The organism is Phocaeicola sp. HCN-6420 (assembly GCF_037890145.1).
GTDB lineage: Bacteria > Bacteroidota > Bacteroidia > Bacteroidales > Bacteroidaceae > Phocaeicola.
Map to the genome: position 1 here is coordinate 1 of NZ_JBBKBJ010000055.1, position 4,352 is coordinate 4,352.

A 4,352-nucleotide genomic window follows, 5' to 3' on the forward strand; every position below is an offset into this window, starting at 1 on the left:
AAAAACAGACCTTTTAAGGTTTATGAATAATCTGTTACTTTGCACCCTGAAAAAAATTAAAATTAGTAATTGGATGAAAATGAAAAACTATTTGAAGGTTCTTTCTTCAGTGGTACTGCTGGCTTTCTTAGGTAGCTGTTCGAGTGAAGATGGAAAAGAGAGTGTTTCAGGACAAGGCAGTATCATGGTCGATTTGTCGACAAACCTGTCTTATAGCAGCCGTTCGATAGACGAGAGCGCTTATCTGAACGTGAATAATTACAAGGTGTCTTTGTATAAAGGGGAGGAACCTGTTTATACAGATAAGCTGTATGGAGATTTGGATGTAGAGCAGCAGGTAGATTTTGGTGTACCTTATACACTGACTGCTTACTATGGAGAGGATGTAGCTGCGGGCTACGATAAGTTGTATGTAAAGGGAAGCGAAACATTTACGGTTTCTCAGGGAGATAAGAAAACGATTTCTATTGCTTGTAAGCCTGCCAATGCCAGAATTATTTTGGCATACAAAGGAAATGATGACAGTGATACTTTCGAAGATTACTTCCAGGATTGTACTGTTAGCGTTAAGACTGACTATATGGATGAGGCTTGGACGATGAACAAGTCGAATGAAGGTCAGCAGCTTTATCTGAAGACTGGTGACGAAGGCGTAAAGGCTACCTTGTCTTTTTCTCTGACAGACAAGAACGGTGAGCCGGTTGTGGTTGATGGCTTCGATACTTCTAAGGTAATCGACTTGAAACCTTGTTATTCTTATACCTTAACTATTAAGCCGAATGCCATAGATGAAGAAGGTGGTAAATTCGGACTGGAAATTACTGTCGACGACGGTGTTACCGATGAAGATGTTACAGTTGATATTCCGGGTGATTACATTCCAAGTTAAAAATAAAAGACGAATACGATGAAAAAATATAAGAGTTTAATCTGGCTTTTAGGCCTTATGATAGGTTTCTCGTCTTGCGAAATGCGTGATGAACTTTTGGGCAAGGGAGAAGCTGGTGAAAATGCAGGTACACTGGAACTCGACTTGGCATCCATTTATAACGGAGTGACAATGAGTCGTGCCGACGAAGTTGTTGACGGTGGAACTACTACCGGAAGCTTTAATGCAGAAGATGTAAATGTTGACAACTATACGCTGATTGTAAGAAATACAGATACTCAGGAAGAAGTTGCTAAGGGTAAGGTTAGCGAACTGAAAAACGAGAGTGGAAAAATTGTTCTCCCGTTGAGCGAGGGCGACTATTCTGTAATAGCTTATAACTACGACGGTGAAAATGTAACAGTATCCGAACGTCCTTATTTCAAGGGTGAACAGACGTTTTCTGTAAAGAGAGGAGTTGCTACAAGTGTTGATTTGCCTTGTAAACTGGCTTGTGTAGAAGTTGCGTTGTCACTGACCAGCTCGTTCGAAGAGGCTTTCAAAGACGATTATGCTGTGATTATAGACAATGGAGACGGAGCGAACCAGGTATTCGACAAGACTTCTATTGGTAAGAAATATTATTTTCAGACGCCAGATAATAAGACTTGTCTGAATGCTTCTATTAAAGCAACTACCGTACAAGATAATTTTATTGAACTGAAAGCAACCATTCAGAAACCGGCTGATGCAGAAGGTGGTGAATCTGAACTGGAAGGTGGTGATTCTTTTAATATTCAACTGACTGAAGAAGGTTCTACAGAATCTCATATCTCTATCGGTATTACTGTCGACCTGACATTTACTGAAGTGGGTGAAACAATCGAAATTCCGGTAGGTAACATTATTTATAATGGCCCGGAAAATCCGGATGAAGGTGGTGAGGAACCGGAAACTTCCATTACATTCGAAGGATTGCCTGCTACTTATACTTGTACATATGGTGATTCTGATATTGAAGGTTTACAAGATGTACATATTTTAGCTCCTAATGGTATAAAGAATCTGAATGTGACTATTTCGGGTGAGATTGCAGCTATGTTAGTCATGGTAGAGTTACCTGAAACATTCGATATCTGTAATATGGATGATGATCTGAAGGAAAAAATTGTGGGTTTAGGTCTTGTTACTGATGAGGAATATACTCAGCTACACGCTGGAACTTGTACAGATTTTACCTTTAAGTTAGAAGGATTATTAGTTATGATTCCACAGGTTGTTAGTTCAGGAACTAGTACATTTAACTTATCTGTTTCAGATGGTGTAAGTACTAAAGACGGAGATATTACAGTTATCGTAAATCCAAAAGATGGAGAGTAAAAGAATATGAAATTAACAAATATAATGATTGGATTGTTTCTGGGGGCAGGACTTGTTTCTTCCTGTCAGTCAGAAATAGATGAGGCCGAAGGATATGGCTATCTTCAGTTATCCTCCGTCGATGTCAATAAGAGTGTAATTACTCGTGCCGATATTACCGCATCGGAAGCAATAGCTGTCGATATAATGAATGAATCGAGTGCAGTCGTAAAACATGCCGACGACTGGAAAACCCTCGATGATGTGATATTGCCTGTTGCTACATATACCATTAAGGCATATTCAGCAGACAAGAACATGGAAACTCAGGGCTTCGACGCACAGCCTTATTACGAAGGACAGAGTAGTGTGTCTATCGAAGCCAATAAGGCAAAGAGTGTAAACATTACTTGTAAGCTGGCGCAGACAATGGTTTCTGTCAGCAGTTCGGAAAGCTTCAAGTCTACTTTCTCAGGATATACTTGCTATATAGAGGGAGCTGAGTCTTTGAGCATTCCTTTTGTGGAAGGTGAAGAACGTGCAGCTTATGTAAAGGCTGGTCAGGCGCTGAACGTAAGAGTGGATTTTGGCAATGGAAAGTCTTTCTCTCAGGAAATCACGTCGAAAGCAGAAGCTGCTTACCATTATAAAGTGAATTTGGATATTACAGAAGGTAATGCCGGATTCGATATTTCAGTCGACCAGACTATCCATCAGTACGATGTAACGGTAAAAGTTCCTACCAAACAGGAAAGTACGGATATGGTTACCAGCGATATTAAGAACGATGTTTCTAAAGTATGGGGACAGTTCGCTTATTTGTCTGGTACTTGCAATCTGGCAGAAGTTACTTCTCCGGTACAGTTCCGTTACAAGAAAAAAGCTGATGCTGAATGGACTACGGTAGAAGCTGTTCAGGAAGACGGTACAAAGAACTATTCTGCAAAGGTTGCTCCGCTGGACTTCGGTACAGAGTATGAATATTACATTTTGTGTGGAGATAAGATGGGCGAAACTTGTTCATTTACTACAGAATCGTATGCGGAAATTCCAAACCTGAACTTTGATACATGGAGTCAGAATGGAAAGAACTGGTATCCAAATGGGGATGCAGCCAATAGCTATTGGGCAACAGGAAATGAAGGAGTTACTTTGGGTGGAAGTTCTAATAGTACAGGTGTTGAAGATTCTCATTCAGGTTTAGCTGCTCAGCTGCAAACAGTGCAAGTGAAAGTATTGATTGTGAAGGTAACAGCTGCTGGAAATATTTTTATTGGAAACTATAAGACTAATACGTCTAATCCAGCTTCAAGTGTAACATTTGGTAGAGAGTATACTGGAGCTCGTCCGACTAAGTTGTCAGGTTACTTTAAATATCAGCCGGGAGCAACAATGTCTAGCGGAAGTGTTCCTTCGGAAAAATTGGAAAAAGATGAATGTGATATCTATATTCAGTTGTGGTCGGGAAGCGAAACTATCGGCGAAGGTCATTTCATAACAAATGAAACCGTTTCAGAGTATACTCGTTTTGAAATTCCTGTAGAATATACAGTGACGAACAAACGTCCTGATAAGATTACAATTGTAGCGACTTCCAGTCGTTATGGTGGGTATTTTGACGGGATAAATGTTATTGGTCAGCTGGCTATAGGCAGTACCCTTTGGGTAGATGATTTTGAATTGTCATACTATTAATATTTACATGAAGAAATATTTGATTCTATTATTAACCTTTTTGTGCGTAACTTCGGTCTACGCACGAAAAGGTTATGATCGTAATATAAAACCTTCCCTGTTTGTGCCGAAAGGTTCGTGGATGGGAGGAGTCACATTCTCTTACACGGAGTTGACTGGTGATAATTATAAGTTCCTTATATTGGACGACGTGAACGGCGAAGGTTATACGTTTAAGGTGAGTCCGTATGCCGGATATTTTTTCCGGGATAATATGGCGGCCGGTATACGTTTGAATTATAACCGTACCTATGCCGATATAGGTAGTATTAATCTGGACCTGGGGGATGACCTGACATTCGATATCAGCGATTATAAATATCTGGAGCATGAATATACTGCTGCCGGATTTTTGCGTACTTATATGGGACTTGGAAACAGCAAGATTTTT

3 protein-coding genes and 1 pseudogene are annotated in these 4,352 nt (G+C 40.1%); all 4 read left to right on the top strand.

Going from position 1 to position 4,352, the window contains the following annotated elements; genetic code table 11:
* Positions 1 to 73 precede the first annotated feature (73 nt).
* A complete protein-coding gene (locus tag WKT12_RS16190) occupies positions 74 to 889 on the top strand; it encodes a DUF4493 domain-containing protein (RefSeq protein WP_340320308.1) in 816 nt (271 codons plus the stop codon).
* 18 nt (positions 890 to 907) lie between these two features.
* Positions 908 to 2,248, top strand: a complete 1,341-nt coding sequence (locus WKT12_RS16195) for a DUF4493 domain-containing protein (RefSeq protein ID WP_340320309.1) — start codon at positions 908 to 910, stop codon at positions 2,246 to 2,248.
* A 6-nt stretch (positions 2,249 to 2,254) separates the two neighbouring features.
* Positions 2,255 to 3,922 carry a PCMD domain-containing protein gene (locus WKT12_RS16200; RefSeq protein ID WP_340320310.1) on the top strand — a complete coding sequence of 556 codons (1,668 nt, stop codon included), beginning with the start codon at positions 2,255 to 2,257 and terminating at the stop codon, positions 3,920 to 3,922.
* Positions 3,923 to 3,929: 7 nt separating this feature from the next.
* Positions 3,930 to 4,352 (top strand): annotated as a pseudogene (locus WKT12_RS16205) (hypothetical protein); the annotation flags it as partial.

Excerpts from the sequence above, each read along its gene's own strand:
- WKT12_RS16190 (WP_340320308.1), top strand. The coding sequence starts at position 74 with ATGAAAATGAAAAACTATTTGAAGGTTCTTTCTTCAGTGGTACTGCTG.
- WKT12_RS16195 (WP_340320309.1), top strand. The coding sequence starts at position 908 with ATGAAAAAATATAAGAGTTTAATCTGGCTTTTAGGCCTTATGATAGGT.
- WKT12_RS16200 (WP_340320310.1), top strand. The coding sequence starts at position 2,255 with ATGAAATTAACAAATATAATGATTGGATTGTTTCTGGGGGCAGGACTT.